The sequence below is a fragment of the Nonomuraea aurantiaca genome (genome assembly GCF_020215705.1).
Taxonomy (GTDB): domain Bacteria; phylum Actinomycetota; class Actinomycetes; order Streptosporangiales; family Streptosporangiaceae; genus Nonomuraea; species Nonomuraea aurantiaca.
This window is the reverse complement of sequence record NZ_JAIWNB010000002.1, coordinates 97,124-118,276: the sequence shown is the minus strand read 5'-3', so window position 1 is coordinate 118,276 and position 21,153 is coordinate 97,124. Positions and strand designations below refer to the sequence as shown.

Annotated in this window: 23 protein-coding genes; 16 read left to right on the top strand and 7 right to left on the bottom strand. The window is 69.2% G+C overall.

Features of this window, described 5'->3' with window-relative positions; genetic code table 11:
- Positions 1-84: 84 nt before the first annotated feature.
- The 3 genes from LDL49_RS06325 (at position 85) to LDL49_RS06315 (ending at position 1,862) form a co-directional block, all read left to right on the top strand.
- Positions 85-579: a SigE family RNA polymerase sigma factor gene (locus tag LDL49_RS06325; RefSeq protein WP_225289974.1), complete on the top strand. Its 495-nt coding sequence runs from the start codon at positions 85-87 to the stop codon at positions 577-579.
- Positions 576-1,202, top strand: coding sequence for a hypothetical protein (locus LDL49_RS06320; RefSeq protein WP_225289973.1), 627 nt, complete (start codon positions 576-578; stop codon positions 1,200-1,202). Before LDL49_RS06325 ends, LDL49_RS06320 begins: the two co-directional genes overlap by 4 nt.
- Before the next feature lie 81 nt (positions 1,203-1,283).
- A complete protein-coding gene (locus LDL49_RS06315; protein ID WP_225289972.1) occupies positions 1,284-1,862 on the top strand; it encodes a TetR/AcrR family transcriptional regulator in 579 nt (192 codons plus the stop codon).
- Between the two features lie 174 nt (positions 1,863-2,036).
- On the opposite strand, the gene LDL49_RS06310 is transcribed toward LDL49_RS06315, so the two are convergent.
- On the bottom strand, positions 2,037-2,411 hold the full coding sequence (locus LDL49_RS06310; protein WP_225289971.1) for a BlaI/MecI/CopY family transcriptional regulator: 375 nt from the start codon (positions 2,409-2,411) through the stop codon (positions 2,037-2,039).
- A 153-nt stretch (positions 2,412-2,564) separates the two neighbouring features.
- Between LDL49_RS06310 and LDL49_RS06305 the strand changes: the two genes are divergently transcribed.
- Positions 2,565-3,923: a glycosyltransferase family 4 protein gene (locus LDL49_RS06305; RefSeq protein ID WP_225289970.1), complete on the top strand. Its 1,359-nt coding sequence runs from the start codon at positions 2,565-2,567 to the stop codon at positions 3,921-3,923.
- On the opposite strand, the gene LDL49_RS06300 is transcribed toward LDL49_RS06305, so the two are convergent.
- The 3 genes from LDL49_RS06300 to LDL49_RS06290 are packed head-to-tail and all read right to left on the bottom strand — an operon-like array spanning position 3,808 to position 6,054.
- Positions 3,808-4,248, bottom strand: coding sequence for a tautomerase family protein (locus LDL49_RS06300; RefSeq protein WP_225289969.1), 441 nt, complete (start codon positions 4,246-4,248; stop codon positions 3,808-3,810). The genes LDL49_RS06305 and LDL49_RS06300 overlap by 116 nt on opposite strands.
- Positions 4,249-4,282: 34 nt before the next feature.
- The gene (locus tag LDL49_RS06295) at positions 4,283-4,840 is read right to left on the bottom strand and encodes a TetR/AcrR family transcriptional regulator (protein ID WP_225289968.1); all 558 of its coding nucleotides are present in this window, start codon (positions 4,838-4,840) and stop codon (positions 4,283-4,285) included.
- 50 nt (positions 4,841-4,890) lie between these two features.
- A complete protein-coding gene (locus LDL49_RS06290; protein WP_225289967.1) occupies positions 4,891-6,054 on the bottom strand; it encodes an FAD-dependent monooxygenase in 1,164 nt (387 codons plus the stop codon).
- A 227-nt stretch (positions 6,055-6,281) separates the two neighbouring features.
- Between LDL49_RS06290 and LDL49_RS06285 the strand changes: the two genes are divergently transcribed.
- The 6 genes from LDL49_RS06285 to LDL49_RS06260 all read left to right on the top strand — a co-directional run bounded on the left by LDL49_RS06285 (position 6,282) and on the right by LDL49_RS06260 (position 12,369).
- Positions 6,282-6,779 carry a hypothetical protein gene (locus LDL49_RS06285; RefSeq protein WP_225289966.1) on the top strand — a complete coding sequence of 166 codons (498 nt, stop codon included), beginning with the start codon at positions 6,282-6,284 and terminating at the stop codon, positions 6,777-6,779.
- A gap of 74 nt (positions 6,780-6,853) precedes the next feature.
- Positions 6,854-8,215 carry a sensor histidine kinase gene (locus LDL49_RS06280; RefSeq protein WP_225289965.1) on the top strand — a complete coding sequence of 454 codons (1,362 nt, stop codon included), beginning with the start codon at positions 6,854-6,856 and terminating at the stop codon, positions 8,213-8,215.
- 27 nt (positions 8,216-8,242) lie between these two features.
- Positions 8,243-10,555 carry a glycosyl hydrolase family 95 catalytic domain-containing protein gene (locus tag LDL49_RS06275; RefSeq protein ID WP_308016082.1) on the top strand — a complete coding sequence of 771 codons (2,313 nt, stop codon included), beginning with the start codon at positions 8,243-8,245 and terminating at the stop codon, positions 10,553-10,555.
- Between the two features lie 157 nt (positions 10,556-10,712).
- Positions 10,713-11,141: a hypothetical protein gene (locus LDL49_RS06270; RefSeq protein WP_225289963.1), complete on the top strand. Its 429-nt coding sequence runs from the start codon at positions 10,713-10,715 to the stop codon at positions 11,139-11,141.
- On the top strand, positions 11,135-11,368 hold the full coding sequence (locus LDL49_RS06265; RefSeq protein WP_225289962.1) for a helix-turn-helix transcriptional regulator: 234 nt from the start codon (positions 11,135-11,137) through the stop codon (positions 11,366-11,368). The genes LDL49_RS06270 and LDL49_RS06265 overlap by 7 nt, the downstream gene beginning before the upstream one ends.
- A complete protein-coding gene (locus LDL49_RS06260) occupies positions 11,365-12,369 on the top strand; it encodes an NAD(P)-dependent alcohol dehydrogenase (protein WP_225289961.1) in 1,005 nt (334 codons plus the stop codon). The genes LDL49_RS06265 and LDL49_RS06260 overlap by 4 nt, the downstream gene beginning before the upstream one ends.
- A gap of 132 nt (positions 12,370-12,501) precedes the next feature.
- Here the strand turns inward: LDL49_RS06260 and LDL49_RS06255 are convergent, their stop codons facing one another.
- Complete coding sequence (locus LDL49_RS06255; RefSeq protein ID WP_225289960.1) at positions 12,502-13,164, bottom strand: hypothetical protein; 663 nt, start codon at positions 13,162-13,164, stop codon at positions 12,502-12,504.
- A 156-nt stretch (positions 13,165-13,320) separates the two neighbouring features.
- Positions 13,321-14,007 carry a hypothetical protein gene (locus LDL49_RS06250; RefSeq protein ID WP_225289959.1) on the bottom strand — a complete coding sequence of 229 codons (687 nt, stop codon included), beginning with the start codon at positions 14,005-14,007 and terminating at the stop codon, positions 13,321-13,323.
- 230 nt (positions 14,008-14,237) lie between these two features.
- On the opposite strand from LDL49_RS06250, the gene LDL49_RS06245 reads away from it, so the two are divergent.
- The 4 genes from LDL49_RS06245 (at position 14,238) to LDL49_RS06230 (ending at position 17,396) form a co-directional block, all read left to right on the top strand.
- The gene (locus LDL49_RS06245) at positions 14,238-14,492 is read left to right on the top strand and encodes a hypothetical protein (RefSeq protein ID WP_225289958.1); all 255 of its coding nucleotides are present in this window, start codon (positions 14,238-14,240) and stop codon (positions 14,490-14,492) included.
- A 13-nt stretch (positions 14,493-14,505) separates the two neighbouring features.
- Positions 14,506-15,033: a hypothetical protein gene (locus LDL49_RS06240; RefSeq protein ID WP_225289957.1), complete on the top strand. Its 528-nt coding sequence runs from the start codon at positions 14,506-14,508 to the stop codon at positions 15,031-15,033.
- A 181-nt stretch (positions 15,034-15,214) separates the two neighbouring features.
- Positions 15,215-16,132 (top strand): M23 family metallopeptidase, encoded by a 918-nt coding sequence (locus LDL49_RS06235; RefSeq protein ID WP_225289956.1) that lies wholly within the window; start codon positions 15,215-15,217, stop codon positions 16,130-16,132.
- Between the two features lie 127 nt (positions 16,133-16,259).
- The gene (locus LDL49_RS06230) at positions 16,260-17,396 is read left to right on the top strand and encodes an FAD-dependent oxidoreductase (RefSeq protein WP_225289955.1); all 1,137 of its coding nucleotides are present in this window, start codon (positions 16,260-16,262) and stop codon (positions 17,394-17,396) included.
- 24 nt (positions 17,397-17,420) lie between these two features.
- Here LDL49_RS06230 and LDL49_RS06225 read toward each other — a convergent pair whose 3' ends face one another.
- A complete protein-coding gene (locus LDL49_RS06225; RefSeq protein ID WP_225289954.1) occupies positions 17,421-18,788 on the bottom strand; it encodes a phenylacetate--CoA ligase family protein in 1,368 nt (455 codons plus the stop codon).
- Positions 18,789-18,969: 181 nt separating this feature from the next.
- Between LDL49_RS06225 and LDL49_RS06220 the strand changes: the two genes are divergently transcribed.
- Positions 18,970-19,683, top strand: coding sequence for a MarR family transcriptional regulator (locus LDL49_RS06220; protein WP_225289953.1), 714 nt, complete (start codon positions 18,970-18,972; stop codon positions 19,681-19,683).
- 142 nt (positions 19,684-19,825) lie between these two features.
- Positions 19,826-21,028: an NsdA family TPR-like regulatory protein gene (locus LDL49_RS06215; RefSeq protein ID WP_225289952.1), complete on the top strand. Its 1,203-nt coding sequence runs from the start codon at positions 19,826-19,828 to the stop codon at positions 21,026-21,028.
- Positions 21,029-21,153 lie beyond the last annotated feature (125 nt).

Sequence of the window (21,153 nt, the reverse complement as noted above, 5' to 3'; positions counted from 1 at the left end):
CCGAGACACGGTGCCGGAGGCGGACAACCTCCGGCACCCGCTCATGTCGGTAAGCGTCACGGCGTCCCGGCGCGTATAGGGGATGTGGAGCAACGGGAGTTCGAGGAGTTCTACCAAGAGAGCCGGGACGCGTGCCTGCGAGCCGTGCTGGCCGCCACCGGTGACGGCCGGCAACTGGCGGAAGACCTGGTCGCCGAGGCGTTCGCGCGGGCGTGGACGTCCTGGCGGAAGGTTCGCCGCCATCCGGCGCCCCGCGCCTGGATCGTCCGTACGGCGCTGAACACCCGGATCTCCTGGTGGCGGCGACGGCGGCACGAGGTCGCCCTCACCGGTCACGACGCCGTGGAACCGACGGCCGCCGCAGCCGGCGTGGACCCCGCGCTGCTGGCCATGCTGCGGCGGCTACCGCGACGGCAGCGGGAAGTGATCGCGTTACGCGTCTTCCTCGACCTGGACACCGAGTCCACCGCCAAGACTCTCGGAATCGCTCCGGGAACCGTCACCGCCCACCTGTCGCGCGCCATCGCGACCTTGCGCGGCGACCTCGCCACAGCCAACAGCCAGGAGGGTGAGCTATGAACGACCAAGACGTACTGGACGCGCTCAAGGACTCGATGACCGGCGTGCGGATGAACACCCCGGTAGGGGACATCGTGGCCGCGGGGCGGTCCCGCCGCCGTCTCAAGGTCACGGGGCTGGCCACGGGGACCGCCCTGATGTCCGCGCTGGCACTGACGCTGGCGACCGGTGGTCCCAGCGTGAACGCGCCACCGGCCACGGGCGGTTCCGTACACGTGCGGCTGGCCGCCTTCTCGGTCGACAGCAACGCCGACGGTACGGTCACCGTCAGCATGACCAAGCGGCAGACACTGGACGCGGCGGTCCTGGAGCGGACTCTGGCGGAGGCCGGCGTCCCCGCGCTGATCAAGATCAACGAGTTCTGCGACTCGCCGGTGGACGTGCCGGGGTTCGACGACGTCTGGAAGGAGGGACCGCGGCGGCCCGACGGAGAGCCGACGTTCATCATCACGCCGTCGGCCATGCCGGCGGGGACCAAGGTGCTCATCAGCCTGCGGACCCCTGACTACAAGCCCGAGTCGGGGAGCAAGCTGGGGGGCATGTTCGGCCTGATGCGTACGGATGCCCCGCTGCGCTGCACCACGGACATTCCCGTTCCCGCCACGGTCGCTCCCACCAAATAGCCGTGCCATCGGGCGGCGACGTGCACCGCCGCCCGATTTCAGAGCATCGACAGGAGAGCTAGCGGTGCTAGAGTTGTCGGCATGTCGATTCAGGCGCGCCGGGAGCGCGAGCGGGCGGAACGGGAACGGTTGATCATCACAGCGGCCCGGACGCTGGCCGAGGCCGAGGGCTGGGAGGCGGTGACGACGCGCCGCCTGGCCGAACGGGTCGAATACAGCCAGCCGGTGCTTTACAGCCACTTCAAGGGCAAGGACGCCATCATGGCGGCGGTCGCGGTGGAGGGCTGCGCGGACATGGCCGTCGACCTGCGCGCGGCCCGTACCTCGACAGACGACCCCCGGCAGGCCCTCGCGGCCGTCGGCGCCGCCTACGCGGGCTTCGCCGAACGGCGGCCCGCCCTGTACGACGCGATGTTCAGCCTGATCGTCGACCTGCCCTTCGCCACCCCCGAGGCCCCGGCCCCCCTGCAGGCGGCCTTCGGTGAGCTGAGCCAGGCGCTGGAACCGCTGGCCGGCGACGACGACCTCGGCCTGCTCACCGAAACCTTCTGGAGCGGCCTGCACGGGCTGGTGACGCTCATGCGCAGCGGCAGGCTCCCCCGCGAGGCCCACGAGCGGCGGCTGGCCATCCTGGTCGACCGCTTCTCCCAGCGCCCCTGACACAGCTTCAGGCAGGGCAGCCGGGACCGCTCCCGGCACAGCTTCAGGCAAGGCAGTGGGGCGATGCCGGAGCACGGTACGGGCCGCGGCGACGGCGAGCGCGAGCGCCGCGCCCACGGCGACCGGGGTGGGCACGGGATCGGCGTCGTCGGCAGGTAGACATCCACCCGCATGTCAGGTGCCGCCGCTCTCGCGCAGGAGCCGCTGCAGCAGCGCCTCGTCCTGCTCGGACAGCTCCCCGACGAACTGGGCCAGCACCCGGGCCCGGTCCTGGCCCTCGCCGAGCAGGCTGCGCATCTGCGCCGCCCGCCGGGCGGCCTCGTCGCGCTGGAGGGAGTAGGCGTAGGCGCGGCCGGTGCGGACCCGGCTGACGGCGCCCTTGTCGTGCAGGCGGCTGAGGACGGTCATGACCGTGGTGTAGGCCAGAGGGGATGCCAGCCGCTGGGCCACCTCACCGGGGGTCAGCGGGCCAGGTGTGCCGGCCAGGATGGCCAGCACCTCACTCTCCAGGCCGCCCCGGTCCCGGCGTTGGCGCGATGGTGAGGTCATGAGCGCTCACTCTCTCCTTACAGCTTGGGTAGCAGAGTAGCTGTAGTGCCTGGGCGATTCACCCCCTTCAACTACTACTAACTATGTAGTAGAAAGGTAGGGGGGTTCGGAATGTCCTTCTCGTGACGATCATCCAGGCAGGGGGCGGCTGAGGTGTACGAGCGATCACGGAATTGGCTGCTGGGGTCGGGGGCACGCTGGGTGCGGTGGACGGCCTTGTGGCTGCTCCGGCTGGCGGACCTGCGGCGGGCGCGCACCGCCCCCGCACCCGATGCCGGCACGGTGCGCATCCTGTTGTTCCACGCGTACGGCATGGGCGGCACCATCCGCACGGTGCTCAACCTCGCCGGATACCTGGCGCACGACCGCGAGGTCGAGATCGTCAGCCTGATCCGTGAGCGGAACCAGCCGTTCTTCCCGCTCCCCTCCGGTGTGCGGATCTCGGTGCTCGATGACCGCACCCGCGACAAAGGCAGGCTGCGCAGATGGCTGTCGCGGCTGCCCAGCGTGCTGGTACCGCCGACCGAGCCCTCCTACCGGCGCTGCTCGCTGCTGACCGATCTGGTGCTGCTGCGCCACCTGCGCTCGCTGCGCGGCGGGGTGCTGATCACCACGAGGCCGAGTTTCAACCTGTTCGCCGCCGCTTTCGCGCCGCCCGGGGTCGTCACCATCGGCCAGGAACACCGCAACCTGGCCGCGCACAAGCCCGAGCTGCGCAAGGTCATCAAGCGCCGGTACGGCAAGCTGGACGCGCTGGTCACGCTGACCCGCGCCGACCTGGACCGCTACGCCAGGGCGGTGCCCGAGGTCCATCTGACCTGCATCCCCAACGCCCTGCCGCCCCTGGGCGGTGGCGACGCCTCACTGGAGGGCACGACCGCCGTCGCGGTGGGGCGGCTGGAGCGGGTCAAGGGCTTCGACCTGCTGCTGGCGGCCTGGCGGCTGGTCGCCGAGCGGCACCCGGAGTGGACACTGCGCGTCTACGGGTCGGGGCCGTGGCGCGAGCGGCTGAAGACCCAGATCGAGGAGTCGGGGCTGGACGGACGCGCCTTCCTCATGGGGCGTACCGATCAGGTCGGAGAGGAGCTGACGAAGGCGGGGATGTTCCTGCTCAGCTCACGCTCCGAGGGGATGCCGATGGCGTTGATCGAGGCGATGAGCAAGGGCCTGCCCCCGGTCGCCTTCGACTGCCCCACCGGCCCGGCCGAGGTCATCACCGACGGTCTCGACGGCCGCCTGGTCGAGCCGGGCGACGTCGGCGCCTTCGCCGAGACGATCTGTGAGCTCATCGACAACGAGGACCTGCGCCGCAAGTTCGGCGCCGCCGCGAAGCGCACCGCCAAGGCCTACGACCTGCGGGAGATCGGCGCCCGCTGGGACAGCCTGCTGGCCAAGATCACGGAGCCTCGGCGGCCGCCCCGGCCCAGGACGGCCGCGGAGATCCCGGAGCGGCCAGCGCATACTGGGCCACGCCGTCGCCGAACGACCAGTCGATCGGCTCGTTCTCGGTGACCGTGACGAAGACGTTCCGCGGCTCGGTGCCCGCGTAGTCCTGGGCGAGCTCGGCGATCCTGCGGTAGAGCGCCTGCTTCTGGTCCGCGGTGCGCCCGGAGCGCATCGTGATGGCCACGAACACCAGGTCGTCGTCCCGGTGGATGCCGAGGTAGTCGCCGTCGTAGCTCACGATCCGCCGCGTTCCGTCGTGGCCGGTGATCACCTGGAACCTGTCGTCCGGCGGGATGCCGATGGCCTCGACCAGGGCATCGTGCACGGCCCGGCCCAGGGCCGCCAGCCGCTCCTCGTCTGCACGAACCGCATCAATACGAACAAAGGGCATTACTTCGTCCTTTCAGCGATGAACCACAGTCGGCTCAGTGGGCGGCGAGCAGACCGAGCGCGCCGTCCACGGCCCGCGCGTAGACGTCCGCGTCGCCGGCCGCGCGGGCCAGCACATACGCGCCCTGCAGCACCGCGACGAGCGCGGTGGCGGTGGCCGCCGGGTCGAGCGCGGTGGCCAGCTCGCCGGCCGCCCGCGCTTCCGCGAGGACCCCGGCGAGCCGGTCCCGCAGCCAGGCGAAGGTCTCCTCGATCGGGCGGCGCAACGTGGGATCGGCCATCACGTCCGAGTCCTGGGTGAGCCGGCCCACCGGGCAGCCCCTGAGGGCCGCCCGCTCCCGGCGCAGGTAGGCGGCGACCCGCTGGACCGGCGTCCCCGAGCCACCGAGCTCCGCCTCCGCGCGATCCCGCAGCTCCTCGGCGCTACGGGTGATCGCGGCCAGCGCCAGGTCGGACTTCCCGCGGAAGTGGTGGTACATGCTGCCCTGGCCGGCCCCGGATCGCCGCTGGATCGCCTTCGGCGAGGTGCCCACGTATCCGCACTCCCACAGCAGTTCCCGAGTGCTCTCGATCAGCCGTTCCCTCGTATCCACGGCACTGACCGTACATACTAGTAGGTACAGAGCGCAAGCCCAGGGTGGAGTCAGTGCTTGGACCCGCGCGCCAACCCGAGCTTTCCGGCCACTTGGTCCAGCCGGTAGTACATCCGCGGCGGGACGCGCGGCAGCAGCACCGACTGCCGCTGGCCGAGCAGCGCGAACAGCTGCCAGGGCGGCAGGTTGATGTAGCGCGGAAGGCTCTCGTACCACCGCGCGCTGTAGCGGGCCGCCCGCTGGGTGGCCCGGATCGAGGCCCGGCGTTCCCGCTCGTAGCGGGCGAGGGCGGGCTCGAGCCGCGTCTCCTCGTGCAGCGCGTTGACCAGGAAGGCGGCGTCCCCCAGCGCGAGGGCGGTGCCCGCGCCGATGGAGTAATGCGTGGTGTGCGCGGCGTCGCCGAGCAGGACGAGGTTGCCGTGATACCACTTGCGGTTGGTCAGGGTGCGGAAGTTCAGCCAGTGCGCCCGGCCGTCGGGGTGCGCCCGGCCGATCAGGGGGTGCCCGTCCAGGATGTCGGCGAAGAGCTTCTCCAGGAAGGCCAGGCCGTCGGCCTCGTTCGCCTGGTCGAGCCCGAGACCGCGCCAGGTCTCTGGGGAGCACTCGATGACGCAGGTGCTGTGGTCCTTGCCGAATCCGTAGCCGTAGTACCAGATCCAGCCGTGCTCGGTCTCCACGAAGGCGAAGGTGAAGGATTCGAAGATCTTGGTGGTGCCGAGCCAGATGTAGACGTTCCGGCCGACCGCGACCTGGGTGCCGAAGTGGTCGGAGTGGCGCTCGCGCAGCACGCTGTTGATCCCGTCGCCCGCGACGACGAGGTCGGCGTCGGCCAGCTCCTCCTCCTCGGCGATCTCCCGCTCGTACTCGATGCGCACGCCGAGGGAGCGGGCCCGCTCGGAGAAGATGTCGAGCAACCGGTGCCGGCCGATGCCGAAGCCCTCGTCCCCGTGGTCCACCGTCACCGTGGCGCGGTCGCGGACGTGCATGACCCAGCCATCCCAGCGGACCGAGCTCTCGCTGATGGCGCGCGCGGACTCGGGGTCGACGCCGTGGAGATTGCTGAGCAGTTCGTAGATATATGTCACGCCCCAGCCATACGTCGACCCGGCCGGGTTCCGCTCGTAGACGGTGATGTCGTGGGACGGGTCCACCCGCTTCATCAAAATCGAGAAGTACAGGCTGGCGGGCCCGCCGCCGACGCAGGCGACCTTCACGCTAACTCCCCATTACTACGCAACGTAATCAAGTCATGTCATAGCGTAGCAATGAGGTATGTAGTGCGGCGGTCTTCTCCCGCCGAACCACCGGTCAGGAGATGGCCAATAATCGGTACGCCTCCCGCCTCCCAGGGCGTGGTCGGGTGCGTTCCCGTGCAGGTGGGACAATGGGGGTGTTCATTCCGCGCTCCCCCCTTGGCGACGATTTCAGGAAGGGGGCGGCCATGGCGACCATCGCTCATCACCCGGCGACAGACGCGGCGCCCGGCGCCCGGCGGCTCGGCGCGGCGCTCATGGCACTGGCCGGCCTGGCATTCGTGGGTTACGCGGTGATCTTCTTCATCCGCAACTTCACCGGCGGGTTCCTGGAGCTCGGCATCGGTCCGCACGAGGTCGATGTCAGCCGGGCCCAGGTCCAGTCGTTCAGTCCCGATCTGTTCAGGTACATCGCGCACCTGCACATCGCGCTGTCGGGCTTCATCGCCTCGACCGGGCTGGCCACCGCGGCACTCGCCTGGTTCGGGGTCAGGCACGGACTCTGGTGGGCGTACGTGACGGCGATCGTGGTCCCGGTGCTGGCCTTGATCATCGCCCTGCCAGCGCACTATCCATACCATTTCGCCACTATCGGCCACCTCGGGCTCATCTACCTGGCCACCGCGATCTTCGCCGTCGGCGCGCTGGTGGCACTGAAACCGATGCTGCACGCGCGGCACACCTGATCGAGTCGGGCGAACCAGGAGCGGTTGCCTCCGGACCCGCTCCTGGCGCGTGATCGTCAGGCGGACGGAGAGACATGGTGACCTTGCGGCACGAGTTGTCCGTACGGACTCGGATGACGCTGCTGGCCGGTGCCGTCATGACGGCGTTGTGCGTGGTCGTCTGCGTGTTCATCCTGGTGGGCGCCCACGAACGCGCCATGGACGACCGGACCGACACGATCCTCCAGTCCGAGCTGCACGTGGCCCGGCACATCTCGCGCAACCAGCTCCCTTCCCTGCTCCCCGACCATGGAATCGCCGCTCTCCAGGTGGTGGACGCCCACGGCAGGCTCGTAGCGTCGAACATGCGGATGCTCGGCGAACCGCGCATGGCCTCCTTCACCCCACCGGACGACAACCTGATCACGGACCGGATCGCCTGCACCGTGCCCGGCTTCGCCAACACGTGCATGATCGTCGTGGCGATACGGGTCGCCGGACCCGGAGGCGACTGGATCGTCTACGGCGCCGATTTCGTCGTCCCCTGGTACATCGATCGCTCGGTCGTCATCGCCCTCCTCGCCGGGTCCGCGCTGCTGATCAGCGCCACGGCGATCGGCGCCTACCGTACGGTCAGCAAGACGCTCGACCCCGTCGACGACATCGTCGCCGAGCTGGCCGAGATCACCTCGACCGACCTCGGCCGCCGGGTGCCCGTCCCCGACCATCACGACGAGATCCGGAAACTGGCCGAGACCGCGAACCTGACCCTGGAGCGGCTGGAGGCGGCGGTCGAGCAGCAGCGGCGCTTCGCCTCCGACGCCTCGCACGACCTGCGCAGTCCCATCACCGCCATCCGCACCCAGCTGGAAGCGGCCATGCTGCACCCGGACGAGGCGGACTGGACTGCCATGGCGCAAGCCCTGCTGGCCAGCCTCGACCGGCTGGAGGCGATCGTCGTCGACCTGCTGGTGCTGGCCCGGCTCGACGCCGGCGCACAGTGCGACGGCGACCGCGTGGACCTGCGCGAGCTGGTCATGACCGAGCTCGACCGCCGGGCCCCCAAAGCCCGCGTCGTGACCGACCTCCAGCCCGAGGCGGTCGTCGACGGAGACCGGCTCCAACTCGGCCGCCTGCTCACCAACCTCCTGGACAACGCCGCGCGGCACGCCGACTCCACCGTGGCGATCTCGGTCCGCCGCAAGGGCGAGGAGGCGGTGCTCGAGGTGAACGACGACGGCCCCGGCATCCGTCCTGACCAGCGGGAATTCGTCTTCCAGCGCTTCACCCGGCTGGATGCCGCCCGCAGCAAGGACATGGGAGGCACGGGACTCGGGCTGGCGATCGCCAGGGAGATCGCCGAGCGCCACGGCGGGGCGCTGACCATCGAGGATTCGGAGAAGGGCGCGCGATTCGTGCTGAGAATCCCCGTCGCTCCTGCCGACCAGGGGCGTTGAGAGGGCTTGACAGAGACAGTCACCAGGATGGATCTTCTCATTCATCAGATGAATTGCCTCATCAGTCCCCCCAACGGAGGCACAATGTCGGAAAATACCTCCTCGCGACGGACATTCCTCGGAGGTGTTGCCTTAGGCGGAGCCGCTGCCGTGGTCGCCACCTCCCCCACAGCGTGGGCGCAGGCCGTACCGGAGAAGAAGACGGACGCGCACGGGGACGTCCTGCGTGACGCCGCCATGATCTGGAAGCGGCTGCCCAGCGGCTGGCAGAACGGGCCGTTCCTCGGCAACGGTTTCCTCGGCGTGCACGTCTACAACAAGGGCGGCGAGGGGAACGTCCTGCGGTTCATGCTCAACCACTCCCTCGTACAGGACCAGCGCGGGCAGTGGGAGGCGGCGATCGGCTACTCGCGGCTGCCCATCGGCTACCTGACGCTGACCTTCGCCGGGACCGTCACCGCGGTGGACTGGCGGCTGGACCTCGAACGCGCCGAGCTCACCGGGACCGTGACGACCACCCAGGGCGGCGTCCGGTTCAGCGCGCTCGTGCTCAACCAGCGCGGCGTGCTGCTGGTGTCCACGACGCCGACGCCGGGAGAGGAGGCGGCGGCGTGGGGCTTCACGCCCCTGCCCTCCCATACGACCAGGACGATCCGGCTCCCGCCCGAGTACACCGGCAACCCCGAACCGGTGGTCGCCGAGGGGCACGTCGAGCAGCCCATGCACGCCGGAGGCGGCTACACCACGGCTTGGCGCGAGGTCCGGCACGGCACCAGCCGGGTGCTCGCGGCCACGATCGCCTACGGATATCCGGACTCGACCGGGGTCGAGGAGGCCGTGCGGACCGTGCGCCGGGTGCTCGACGGGAACCCGGAGGCACAGGTCGTGACCCACCGGCTCTGGTGGCAGCGGTTCTACCGGCGCAGCCTGCTGTCGATCCCGGACAAGCGGCTGCAGCGGTTCTACTGGATCCAGCTCTACAAGATGGCCTCGGCCACCAGGGACGGCGCGCCCGTGGTGACCGAGTGGGGGCCGTGGTTCCCCGAAGCGGGCAACAGCTGGACCAACATCTGGTGGAACCTGAACGTCCAGGTCAGCTATCCGATGATCAACGGCTCGAACCATCCGGAGCTGGACGCAGTAACCACGACATTCCGGAAATATCGCGAAAATCTGGAGCTTAACGTGAATCCGGGTTATCGCGATGGAAAGTCCTACGCGCTGTGCCATCCGGGTGACCGCATGCTCAGGCCCGGCCCGCGATACGTCGGCGTGCCCGGCGTGAGTCCCAACGACCACACCGGCAACCTCACCTGGGGCATGCACAACGTCTGGCTCGCCTACCGCCACTCCATGGACGACGCGGTGCTGCGCGACCTGCTCCACCCGATCCTCACCGGCGCGATCACCTACTACGAGCGCTTCCTCGTCGAGGGCGCCGACGGCCGGCTGCACCTGCCCGAGACCCGCTCGCCCGAGTACGCGAACGCCTCCGACGCCACCTACGACCTCTCGCTCATCCGCTGGGGCTGCCGCACCCTGCTCGACAGCGCCGATCGGTTACGCCTCGACGACCCGCGCAAGGCCCGCTGGCAGGAGATCCTCGCGCGGCTGGTGCCCTACCACCAGAACGAGGATGGGGTGATGATCGGGGCGGACGTGCCGCTGGCCGAGTCGCACCGGCACTACTCGCACCTGCTCTGGTTGTATCCGCTGCAGGAGTCGCTCGACCGGCGCAGCTTCGAGCACTGGACCAGCATGCGGGAGCGGTGGCACGGCTACAGCTTCGCGGCGGCCTCCTCGATGGAGACGCTGTTCGGCAACCCGGAGGAGGCGCTGGCCCAGCTGCGCTTCTTCATCGACGGCAACGTCGTGGACAACTGCGCCATCACCCCGAACACGATGTACAGGGAGGGCGCCAACTTCGCCATCGAGAGCCCGCTGGCCGCCGCCCAGTCGGTGCTCGACATGCTGATCCAGAGCCATGGCGGGGTGGTCAAGGTGTTCCCCGCGGTCTCCGCCACCTGGGCCGAGGTCTCGGTCGAACAGCTGCGTACACAGGGGGCGTTCCTGGTGGACGCCTCGCGGAGCCAGGGGCGTACGGACTGGATCAGGGTCCGCAGCGAGGCCGGCGAGCCGCTGCGGCTCCGGCACGGCATCGAGGGCCCGGTCGAGGTCCGCGACGAGCACGGCAGGCCCCTCCCTCACCGGGGTACGGACACGCTGGAGATCCCGCTGCGCAGAGGCAGGACGGCCATCGTCAGCCGGCCGGGCCAGCACCCTTCCCAGCCGCGCGACGTGCCGGGCGATGACAGCGCGCCCGCGTGGGGACTGCCCTAGCGGCCCCTGGCCACTGATTGACGCCAAGACCGTCGACGGATAGCCCGTCGACGGTCTTGCGTTAGGTGCGCGATGTGCCATGTAAAACTTTCTAGACATTAAGTCAAAGATTTGCTACTTTCGAGATGTCAAAGATTCTGTACATCGAGGAGCTGTCATGACACTCGAAGAGAAACGGGCGTGGATCCGGCTGATCGTCTCCGTCGCCGCGTACGGCGCGTACGCGTTCGTGGTCTTGAGCCAGACCGGCGACCACCCGCTGGCCGAAGTGCCCTATGCCGCGGCGCTGCTGTGGAGCGTGGGCGCGGCCATCCTCGCCACGATCGTGATCGAGATCGTGGTCGGGGCGCTCAATCCCAGGGCGTCCCTGCTGAAGGACGAGAGAGACCGGGAGATCGGGCGGCTGGGTGACCATGTCGGCCAGGCGTTCGTGGTGATCGGCGCGGTCGCGGCGATGCTCATGGCGATCGCCGACTGGGAGCGCTTCTGGATCGCCAACGTGATCTACGTGTGCTTCGTCCTGTCGTCGATCCTCGGCAACGTCGCCAAGGTCCTCGTCTACCGCAGGAGCCTGCCTCAATGGTGAAACCGACCCGGGTGACCAACCGCATCCGTGCCCTGCGCTTCGCGCACGACGAGATGACGCAGGCCGAGCTGGCCGAGCGCATCTCCGTGACCCGGCAGACCGTCATCGCCATCGAGCAGGGCCGCTACTCGCCGTCCCTGGAGATGGCCTTCCAGATCGCCCACGTGTTCAAGGTCCCGCTCGACGAGGTCTTCCAATACCCCGACTCCCAGGAGGAGACGAAGTGAAAGCGATCGCTCAGGACGTGTACGGCTCGGCCGACGTCCTCCGGTTACGCGAGATGGACCAGCCGTCGATCGGCGACGACGAGGTGCTGGTCCGGGTACACGCCGCCGGGGTGGACCCGGGCGTGTGGGTCTGCATGACCGGCCGGCCGTACGGGGCGCGTGCCTGGTTCGGCCTGACCAGGCCCAGGGTGCCGGTACGCGGCCGGGCACTGGCCGGGGTGGTCGTGGCGGTCGGCTCCGGCGTTCGGCGGTTCGAAGCCGGTGACGAGGTGTACGGCACCAGCCCGCGCAGCGGCACGTTCGCCGAATACGCGGCCGCCCCCGCCAAGCGGCTCGCGCCCAAGCCGCCCAGGCTGTCGTTCGAGCAGGCCGCCGCGGTGCCCATCTCCGGGGTGACCGCGCTGGAGTGCGTCCGCGACGGCGGCCACGTACGCGCCGGGCAGAGAGTGATGGTCATCGGCGCGGCCGGCGGCATCGGGTCGTTCGCGGTGCAGATCGCCAAGGCGTCCGGCGCGAAGGTGACCGCCGTGTGCGGCACCGGCAAGGCCGGCCTGGTGCGGTCGCTCGGCGCCGACGAGGTGATCGACTACACCCAGGAGGAGGTCGACCGCGACGGGCCGAGCTACGACGTGATCATCGACCTCGCGGGCTGCCGCCCGCTGTCGCTGCTGCGGCGCGCCCTGACCCCGCGCGGGACCCTGGTGCTGGCCGGCGGCGGGCATGACGCCGGCGGACTGCTCGGTGGCTACAGCCGCCAGCTGCGCGCACCCTTCGTCTCGATGTTCACCAGCCAGCGACTCCGTGGCGTGGCCTCCAAGGAACGCGCCGAAGAGCTGGAGGAGCTGGCGGAGCTGATCGAATCCGGCGCGGTCACCCCGGCCATCGACCGCACCTACCCCCTCGCCGACGCGCCCGACGCCATCCGCTACCTCGCCGAAGGCCATCCCGCCGGGAAGATCGTCATCACCGTGGGATCAGGTCCGTCGACTGACGCTCCATGACCTCCGCTCCCGCCCGTCGCTCACCAGAGCCTGATGACAAGAGGAGAGCGACGGCCCACTGGTCAGGGGCCGTCGCTCTCCCGTTTCGCCCACCGGACGCTTGTGGGGCATTCGCCGTGTTTGGCGGCAAAGCTAATTTTCAAGAAAAATGTCCCGGACTGCTTTCGTGAACTCATCTCTTGGAAACGCCTGTCGCCGAGTGGTGTAGGCAGGCAAGTCCAGGGCCCCCAGAGCGCGTTCGGTTTGGCGTTCCGTCCGCAGCGCCAGGACGAGGGTGACCGTCGGATCACCGGAAGCCTCGCTCCGGTGCACTACATCCGCGGGCATCGTATAGATACTCCTTGCGAAATGGCGCGTCTTCCGCTCGGCCTCGATCCTCACCAGAGTTTGGGTGGGCACCACGCGGTCGACCACGCCCTCGCCGTAGATCGTGAACACCCGGAAATCAGCATCGGACGGCTCGTCCACCTCAACGACACTTACCTCGACGTTTTCCAGGGCGCCGTGGGCGATATAGCTGACGAGGTCCCATGTGTGATCGTGCATGGGAGACACCTCGTCGGCCGTCAGGTGCCGACGCTGTGCCACCGGCGGCCACAGATGCAGGCGCAGAGTGGCGTGTGGCCAGCGGGCCAGCGGGGCGTAGACGAACCCGAGGGGGTGCAGCAACGGCTCCACGGGATGGCGATCGCGGGCGACGGCGTCGAGCAGTCTGGCGCACGGCTCTTCGAGAAGGCGAGGGTCCTGCTTGCGAAGCAGGTCGCCGATCTCCACAAGATCGGGTCGGTCGCCCATCGGGGACACGGCTCTCCCTGAGGTGTTACATGCTGGTGCGAGCTGCGCATCCGAAGATCGCTAGAGGCTTACCTTAGGACATGCGGGCATGTCAGACGCCCGAACACGCGGAGCCTTGGCGAGGCGGCCTCCGGCCTCCGGAGCCACGGAACGAGGTCAGTCGCCGTAGGGGTTGGTGGGGGTCAACGCCTGCTGGCGGATGTGTGCGATGTCGTGATCCGTATAGGAGTGCAATGGAAGATGGAGCTGGTCGAAAAGCTGTCTGATCTCCTCGGTCGACGGTATTTCGGCTAATACGCTGTCACCGAGGCCGCTCAGGCGCACCGCCCGAGCTTGCCGGAAGCTGACCGACAGGTGGGTCGAATAGTCCGCGTAGAGCTTCGCATTGCTACGAATCCGGTAGGCGGGCCAACCTTTGTCCCGCACGGTTATGAGCAGATAGTCGTTGTAGCGGTCGAAGCGCTGATTGGACCATACCGAGGAGAGGGAGAGCTCGATCTCCAACGGAGATCTCTGATTATACCGGAAAGCGCCGCGAAGAAGCCCGTACACGGGAGCCATCTCACCACCCAGCCGCCTCACCTCTCGAAGCTCGTACAGCGAATCATCCAGATCACCAATGAGCTCCGAAAACCTGCGCAGCGCCGTCTCACCGGTCTCCTGCTTCCGCCAGCGATCCCGCAGGAGAGAGAAGGCCAGCACCGCCAGAGTCACCAGGATCGTATTGTTGATCACGTCACCCGGGACCGCTTCAAGCACACCGAGAACACTGAACACAACAGCCAGAATGAGTGCGATTACGGCGTCGGCCTGGTCCTTTATCCGAGCAAGCCATCGCCGCATGGCTACCACCTTGGGAAAATGATCGGAGCAAACCTCTCTGGAGAACTTCTACCCTCAGGCGCCATCGGTCAGTCATGAAGGACTATTCGCATTACCAGCTCCACTCGCATTACCAGCTCACCTGCGGCTCGACCACCCGCGGCGCGTCGCAGCTCATGCGGGCGCTGCGAGAATGGTCGGCAACTGCCAGGAGGTTCGCGTCCGGACGGCGCGGTAGGTGAAGGAGGCGCGTGGACGAGAGCGTGTCGTTGGCCCGGCTGGCCCATCGGCTGGAAGAGGTCGTGGGAGAGCTGCGCGGCATCCCCATCGACGTGGAGCGGCTGGAGGACCGCGAGCTCGTACGGCAGCAGATCGCCCAGGCCGCCGCCTCGGCCGGTGAGCTGCGGGCCATGCATCCGGTGGGCTCGTCGGAGGAGGTAGTGCCAGACCTACCTCGTCCTCGTCTCAGCCCCACTGCAGTGCCCACCCGGCAAGGAGTTCAATAAGATCATGCAGCGAATGACTGGATTGCTGGTCGGCGCGGTCTTCGGCGCGGTCTTCGTCGTCGTCAACGCGCAGAGCCCGCTCAACACCGTGACCGTGAATCTCTTGCGGGTGGCCGCTTGCCTGGCTGCCGCGAGTGTTCTGGCCCTGTGGTTCGTCACCGCCCGCAAGGAGCGGTCCGTGGCGGGCCCGCGACGGAACATGTTCAGCCGTGGCTATCTGATCATCGTCGCCGCCGAGGCGATCCTGCTCTTCGGTGGCCTCCGGGTGCTGGCCGCCTGGGAGCGCCCTGTTCAGACCAACGTGGCCTGGGTGGCGTTCGTGGTCGGTGTGCACTTCATCGCGTTGGCGCCCATATGGAAGGACTGGAGCATCGCCATACCCGGTGTGCTGCTCACTCTGCTGGGCGTCGCCGGTCTCGTTCTGGCGTCGACGGAGGCCGTGACCTGGGTGCCGCTCATCAGCGGGGTGCTGTCCGGCCTGGTGCTTCTGGCCGGCGCCGTCACCTTCGGGTGGCGGACGGTGGCGGCTCGGCCGGCCTAGGTCGCGGGTCCTTCCGGGCGTACGGTCGCGGCGCGGCTCGACGGTCCTTGCCGGGCGTACGGAGGGCCACGGGGGGACATGTGCGGACACGGAGCGGAACCATGCAGTTTCTGTATGTTTTCTGTACGGATTTTTCGCACCCTGGGCCCTAGCAAGACGTACTCGGTGCGGAAGGGGTCCAGTGAAACTCCGAGCAATCGCGATCGCGGGCTTAGCCCTGTTCCTGAGTGTCGCCGCCGCCGATCCAGGCGAGGAGAGCGGCGACCCACCCAACCAGGTGACGGCGGACGCGGGCATCATGGCCACCAACTTCCAGCTGCCCTTCCCCTGCGGGCAGTCGTGGACCGGCAACTCCAACGGCAGCAGCGCCCACCTGTCGTGGGAGATCGACTTCAACAGGGGCAGCACGGCGGACGCCGACCTGGGCGACCCCGTGGTGGCCGCGGCCGCGGGCACGGTGGTCATCTCCGCCCACCAGGGCTCGACCAACGGTTACGGCAACCTCGTCAAGATCGACCATGGCGGCGGCTGGGCGACCTACTACGCGCACCTCAACACCCGCTCGGTCAGCGAGGGGGCCACTGTCTCCCAGGGACAGAAGATCGGCACGGTCGGCAACACCAGCAAGCCCGGCAACAACATCTCTCCGCACCTTCACTACGAGGTACGACTGGGCACCGACTACCCCTCCAACATCCAGAAGGCCGTCTTCAACGGCACGACCTTCGGCTATCCCGTCCAGACCCTGACCTCCAAGAACTGCGGCAACACCAGCAACCCGTACACCCCGCAGGAAGTCTGCGGCGCCGGCTACAGCGTGATCGACTCGGCGGCGCTCGGCACCTCCGGCACGGTCTACCTGCTCTACAACAGCGGCAACGGCAACAACTGCGTCGCCACCCTGAAGCGGACCTCCCTCGGCACCGCCACGGCGACGAGCGCCTACCTGGAAGTGCAGGGAAGCAGCAGGGTCACCGACTCAGGCAACTTCACGTACTACGCGGGGCCCGTACGCGCCGCGGCGGCGGACAAGTGCGTGAGGTGGGGCGGCAAGGCAGGCACCTCCACCTACGACAGCATCTTCGAACACTGCACCTGAATATCCTGCGTTGACAGGGCCTCCACGGCGCGGTGGGGGCCCTGTTCCATGCAACCTTGTGGACGACGGCCCGGATGCTCTATAAAGAGTAGTACTACTTATCGTAGAGTTTAAGTGGAGGCCACCGGTGCGGGTGCTTGTGGCAGGGGCGGGGATCAGCGGGCTGGCGGCGGCGCGGGGATTGATCGGCGCGGGGCACCAGGTGGTCGTGCTGGAGCAGGCGTCGCAGCCGCGCCTCCAGGGCGGAGCCATCACGCTGTGGCACAACGGCACGGCCATCCTCGGCGACCTGGGCGTCGACCTGGAAGGGACGGGGCAGCCGCTGACGACGTTATGCCTGCGTACCGCCCGTGGGCGCCGGGTGCTGGAGTTCGACCTGGCGGCGCTGGCCGAACGGTTCGGGTCGGCGGCGCGGGTGGTCCCGCGCGGGTCGCTGATCACCCTCCTGGAGAGCGGCCTGCCGCAGGGGACCGTGCGGTTCGGTGCGGGGGACGCGGAGCTGTGGGCCGACGGCGACGGCGTACGGGTGCGGACGCGGGCAGGTCAGGAGTACAGCGGCGACGTCCTGGTCGGCGCCGACGGTGTGCACTCGCGGGTGCGCACCCTCGTCCTGGGCGACGGCCCGGCGGCCCTGACCGGGGTGGCGACCTGGCAGGGCCTGACGCCGGCCCCGTTCGATCCCGGGTCGACCACGACGATGATGCTCGGCCGGCGGGGTGACTTCGGGTACATGGGGGCGGGTGACGGGCTCATGCAGTGGTTCTTCGACGTGCCGTGGTCGCCGGACGCGCCGCCGAAGGACAAGCCGCTGGAGATGTTGCGCCGGCGGTTCGCGGGGTGGGGTTCGCCGGTCGAGCGGGTGCTGGCGTCGCTGGGGGAAGGCGACGCCGAAGTGTTCCCGCACACCCGGCACAAGGTGCCGCGCCGTTGGGGTGGCGGGCGGTGCGTGCTGCTCGGGGACGCGGCGCACGGGATGCCGCCCGTCATGGCGCAGGGCACGAACCAGGCGTTGGAGGACGTGGCGACGCTGGTGGACTGCCTGGGCGCCGTGCCCGATCCGGCCTCGGTCGTGGGCGTGTACTCGGCCAGGCGGAGGCGGCAGGCGGCCCTGGCCTCCGCGATCGCCACGCACAGCCTCGCGGTGTCCGGCCCGAGGACGTTGCTGCAAGGCGAGTACCTCGTGCGCATGAACGGCGCCATCCCGCCGCGCCTCGCCACGCGCGGGTTCGGCGCTCTGCTGCGCACCCTCAGCGACCGGATCTGAAGCCCACGCAGCCCGGCGGTGCGGTCACGCCAGAGGGATGATCCTGCGGAACTTACCGCCGGGCGACTGCTGCGGCGGCTCCTCGGCGCGCTCGATCGCGACGTCACCGGCCTTGTGCTCGGTGAGCAGGTGGGCGATCTCATCGCGTACCGCCTGCCACACGCGCCCGGCGTCGGCACCGGCCTCGACTCGCAGGCGCACGCGCAGCGTGGTGGGCGCGGTCTGCACGATCTGGAACTGCTCGATTCCGGGAGCGCGGTCCAGCAGGGTGCCGAAGGTCATCGGCGAGATGCCGACGTGCTCGCCCCGGCCGGTGGGGAAGGTGAGCATGTCGGCGGCGCGGCCCTGCACCTGGATGGCGGGCAGCGGGTTGCCGCACGGGCAGGGGTCTGGGCGGAGCAGGACCCGGTCCCCCAGGTCGTAGCGCAGGATCGGCTGCACCCGGTTGGCCAGGTTGCTCACCAGGACCGTGTGGGACAGCTCCCCCGGCGGGACCGGCCGGTAGTCGGCGTCGACCGGCTCGACCACGGCCCAGTCGCTGTTGACGTGATACCAGCCGTGCCGGCAGCCAAGGCTGAGGAAGCTGCATTCGGTGGCGGCGTAGGCGACCCGGACCTTGGCGCGGAACGCGGTGGCGAGCCGGTCCAGATCGGCCGCCGTCGACGTCTCACCGCCGCCGATGATCAGCACGGGGTGGATGCGCAGGCGGCCGGCTTCCTGCTCGCCGGCCAGTTGGGTGAGCATGCTCAAGAAGCCGACGAGGATCGCGGGGTTGTACTGGGTGAGCTCGGCGGTCAGCTCCGGCAGCGGCTGGTGGATCGAGAAGGCCCGCATCCGCCCGCCGAGCCGCGGGCTGTCCTTGCGGAACCGGGCCGTCGAGGCGGCGCTCAGAAAGTGGCCGCCGGGCGCGGACATCACGGCGGTACGGCCGGCGCGGGCGAGGGTGCGGATGACGTCGCCGACCCCCACATCGGCGCTGGAGCGTGAGGCGAGGGAGGTCTCCACGGCCATGCTCCGCTCGTCCAGCAGGAAGATGCCGCGTACGCCGGTGGTGCCGGTGGTGGTGGCCACGAGGTACTTGCCCTCGAACCGCTCGCCCACGAGGCCGGGGTCGGCCACGAACGCCTGCACCCGCTCCAGGGTCACCTGCCGGTCGGTAACCCAGTCGTCGAAGCGGCCCATCAGCTTCTTCTTGTCGGTGACCGGGAGCAGCGCCGGGTCGTCGACGTTGTCCGGCAGGTCGCGGTACAGCTCCCTGTAGTACGGCGAGTGGGCGCGGGCGTGGGCCACCATCTCGGCCAGGTGGATCCGCTGCCGCCGCACGATCGCCGCTGGGCCCTGCCGCATGGCGCGTCGTGCTTCGCGGGCGAGTTGCCGAACGTTCTCGCTCATCAGGGGATGGTCCTTCCTCATGGTTCGCGGCGCACGGAACCCGGCGTCCGGCGTACGGAACCTTAGAAAGGCGTTTCGCGAACTGACAAGCTGATCTAGGCATTTGCGCAGGTGGACGTAGGATGACGGGTGCAATGACATTGCCGCTGAATGCACGCCGTCACCGCGATCGGGAGGACCCATGCCGGGAGGCCGCCTCACCTACGAGGACCGGCGGCGCGTCGCCGCGGGACTGAGGGAGGGGCTCAGCTACGCCGAGATCGCCCGCGACCTCGGCCGGCCCAGGTCGACGATCAGCCGTGAGGTCGCGCGCAACGGCGGCGCCACCGGCTACCGGGCCAATCTGGCGCACCAGGCCACCGGCTGGCGGGCCCGCCGCCGTAGACCGAGCCTGCATCCGGCCGCCGCGGAGCCTGCCGGCTCCGATGCTCAGGGGCCTGACGCGCAGGCGGTGCGCGAGTTCGAGGAGTCCTTCGCCGCGATGATGATCCAGACGGGGGTTCCCACGATGCGGGCCAGGGTTCTGGCCTGCCTGTTCACCGGTGACAGCGACGGCTTGACCGCCGCGGAACTGGCCGCCCGGCTCCAGGTCAGCCCGGCGTCGATCTCCAAGGTCATCGCCTGGCTGGAGATACGCGCCCTGGTCAGGCGCGAGCAGGAGGGCCGCCGGCAGCGCTATCTCATCGACGACGACGTCTGGTACCACGCGTGGCGGACCAGCGTTCGCTCGATGGACATGTGGGTGGAGGCCGCCCGGCGCGGGGCCCGGCTGCTCGGGCCCGCCACGCCGGCCGGCGCGCGCCTGGACACCGCGAGCCGGTTCTTCGAGCTGCTCGGTAACGACATGCTGCAGGCGGCCGAGCACTGGCGGCAGACCCTCGCCGCACAGCGCTGAGGCGCCCGCCTTCGACCGCCATGTGACACCACGGGTGGGCATCCGACCAGGTCAACCGGCTGATCTACCGATTCAGGACTAACGAGACAGTCCTAGAAAGCGGACAATAGAGACAAATCACTCGGACGATGAGGGAACGCCAATGGCTGACATCGATGTTCCGATCTGGGCCGCCCGCCTGAGGGTCCTGCGCCGCGGACGGCTGTGGAGCCGCCGCGAGCTCGGGAGGCGGCTGGCCGACGCGGCGGACGAGACAACCCGCGACCAACTCCCCGCGCCGGAGGCGCTCAGCTCGATGATCCAGCTGTGGGAGACCGGTGAGCGGCGGCTCGACGAGTCGCACGCGGAGCTGCTCTGCCGGGCGTTCGGTGTGGACGAGGCGGACCTGTTCGTGGGGGACGCGGCCGGCACCACCCGGTGGCACTACGTCACGAACATCCCGCTGCAGTCGGGGATGTTCACCGCCGAGGAGGAGGAACGTACCGGCCGGGCGATCGAGGCGCCCCAGCGCGCCGATGACGGGACGGTCCGCTACTTCAGGACCCTCCTCGACGCCTACTCCCGTACCGACCTCCGGCCCGCGGACCTGATCAACGCGCTGCGGCCGGTCTTCGCCGGGATCGAGGAGTTCCACCGCGACGCCAGTACGCCCGTCAGGCGGGCCTTCCTGGCGCTCGCCGCGGAGAACGCCGAGCTGATCAGCCGCATGCACCACGAGGCCGGCGACCCCGAAGGGGCGCTGACCTGGTCGGACGAGGCCATCCGCGACGCCCGTGAAACGGCGGACGCGCTGCTGGAGGCGTACACGCTCGCCCAGCGGGGCGGCCTTTCCGACACCCCCGGCGATCCCGGCCGGCTCGTGGACCTCGCCATCGCGGCCCGCGAACGCGCCGAACTTCCGCCGCGGATGGACGCCTTGTCCCGGCATCACGAAGCGCAGGGTCACGCGCTCGCCGGCGAGGTGGACATGTGCCATCGCCGCCTGGAGGAGTCGGCGCAGTCGCTGGAGGAACCCGGCGACGAACCGCCCTACCGGTTCGACTGCTCGGCCGAGGCGCACAACGCGCTGTGCGCCGGGTGTCTCATCGACCTCGGTCAGGCCAGCGGCGCGATCGAGATCCTGGAGCTGGGACCGCCGAAGGCGCAGCCGACGTACGCCGTCGCCTACGCCCTGGCCCGCATGGCCCACGCGTACGCCGACGCCCATGACCGGGAGCGCTCGGCCGAGAGTGCCCGTCAGGCACTCGCCCTGGCCAGGCGGAGCGGCGCGTCGCGCGCGCTGCGCGAACTCGCCAGAGTCCAGCGCCCTCGCCGGTACGCGGGGCACCGGCGCATCCTGCTGTAGGCGCGGTGGCCCCTCAGTGGCTCGGTGGTTGGCGGATGCGAGTAATGAGTTCTTTTCTCTTTACTAGTTTCGAACCAGGGAATTCCCCGGCTTTGCTGGAAGGGTGTTCTCGGGGGCGCTACGAC

What these genes read in the sequence shown, in the direction of transcription:
- LDL49_RS06320 (WP_225289973.1), top strand. Translation starts at nt 576, where the DNA reads ATGAACGACCAAGACGTACTGGACGCGCTCAAGGACTCGATGACCGGC.
- LDL49_RS06315 (WP_225289972.1), top strand. Translation starts at nt 1,284, where the DNA reads ATGTCGATTCAGGCGCGCCGGGAGCGCGAGCGGGCGGAACGGGAACGG.
- LDL49_RS06310 (WP_225289971.1), bottom strand. Translation starts at nt 2,411, where the DNA reads ATGACCTCACCATCGCGCCAACGCCGGGACCGGGGCGGCCTGGAGAGT.
- LDL49_RS06300 (WP_225289969.1), bottom strand. Translation starts at nt 4,248, where the DNA reads ATGCCCTTTGTTCGTATTGATGCGGTTCGTGCAGACGAGGAGCGGCTG.
- LDL49_RS06285 (WP_225289966.1), top strand. Translation starts at nt 6,282, where the DNA reads ATGGCGACCATCGCTCATCACCCGGCGACAGACGCGGCGCCCGGCGCC.
- LDL49_RS06280 (WP_225289965.1), top strand. Translation starts at nt 6,854, where the DNA reads ATGGTGACCTTGCGGCACGAGTTGTCCGTACGGACTCGGATGACGCTG.
- LDL49_RS06275 (WP_308016082.1), top strand. Translation starts at nt 8,243, where the DNA reads ATGGATCTTCTCATTCATCAGATGAATTGCCTCATCAGTCCCCCCAAC.
- LDL49_RS06270 (WP_225289963.1), top strand. Translation starts at nt 10,713, where the DNA reads ATGACACTCGAAGAGAAACGGGCGTGGATCCGGCTGATCGTCTCCGTC.
- LDL49_RS06265 (WP_225289962.1), top strand. Translation starts at nt 11,135, where the DNA reads ATGGTGAAACCGACCCGGGTGACCAACCGCATCCGTGCCCTGCGCTTC.
- LDL49_RS06255 (WP_225289960.1), bottom strand. Translation starts at nt 13,164, where the DNA reads ATGGGCGACCGACCCGATCTTGTGGAGATCGGCGACCTGCTTCGCAAG.
- LDL49_RS06250 (WP_225289959.1), bottom strand. Translation starts at nt 14,007, where the DNA reads ATGCGGCGATGGCTTGCTCGGATAAAGGACCAGGCCGACGCCGTAATC.
- LDL49_RS06240 (WP_225289957.1), top strand. Translation starts at nt 14,506, where the DNA reads ATGACTGGATTGCTGGTCGGCGCGGTCTTCGGCGCGGTCTTCGTCGTC.
- LDL49_RS06225 (WP_225289954.1), bottom strand. Translation starts at nt 18,788, where the DNA reads ATGAGCGAGAACGTTCGGCAACTCGCCCGCGAAGCACGACGCGCCATG.
- LDL49_RS06220 (WP_225289953.1), top strand. Translation starts at nt 18,970, where the DNA reads ATGCCGGGAGGCCGCCTCACCTACGAGGACCGGCGGCGCGTCGCCGCG.
- LDL49_RS06215 (WP_225289952.1), top strand. Translation starts at nt 19,826, where the DNA reads ATGGCTGACATCGATGTTCCGATCTGGGCCGCCCGCCTGAGGGTCCTG.